We start from the raw sequence: 487 nt of genomic DNA on the forward strand, positions 1-487 counted from the left end.
GTGCGCGTCCTCGCCGGGCTGGCGTCCCCACGCGAGGGTTGCCGCGCCGGGGCGGAGGTCGTGCAGGATGTGCGCGGTGCGGGGGGTGCCGAAGAAGGCTGGGGTGTCAGGGGTGCTCAGCAGTGCGGCGGCTTCGTCGACGGGTCGCTGACCGGACTCGACGGGTCGCAGACCGTAGAGGCCGTTATCGCTGCCGGGACGGGTTTGCAGCGCCCGCAACGCCGCCACGGACCGGGGGGTGCAATCGGCTGCCTTGTCAGGGGGTGGGCCCAGTGTGGCTTCTACCTGGGCGGCGGCCTGCGACAGCGACCTGGCCGGCTCACGATCCCCGCCGGTCAGGAACGACGACAATCCGCTGCTGATCGGCGGCATCGCGGTGTGGGTGTCTGGCCGTCGCGGGCGGGACGTCGCTGTGGTGGTGGCCTCGGCGGGCAGGGGTGCGAATCGGGCGCTGTCGAAGGTGCTGGGCAGACGTCCCGCATCGATC

The 487-nt window shown here is 72.5% G+C and carries 2 protein-coding genes; one reads left to right on the forward strand and one right to left on the reverse strand.

Annotated elements, in window-relative coordinates; all coding sequences use genetic code 11:
* A partial coding sequence (locus QSK31_RS48560; protein WP_285692004.1) for a hypothetical protein occupies positions 1 to 219 on the reverse strand: 219 nt, incomplete at its 3' end.
* A gap of 55 nt (positions 220 to 274) precedes the next feature.
* On the opposite strand from QSK31_RS48560, the gene QSK31_RS48565 reads away from it, so the two are divergent.
* Positions 275 to 487 (forward strand): hypothetical protein (locus tag QSK31_RS48565; protein ID WP_285692005.1); only part of this gene is annotated, 213 nt, incomplete at its 3' end.

This window comes from Actinoplanes sp. NBRC 103695 (assembly GCF_030269485.1).
Taxonomy (GTDB): Bacteria; Actinomycetota; Actinomycetes; order Mycobacteriales; family Micromonosporaceae; genus Actinoplanes.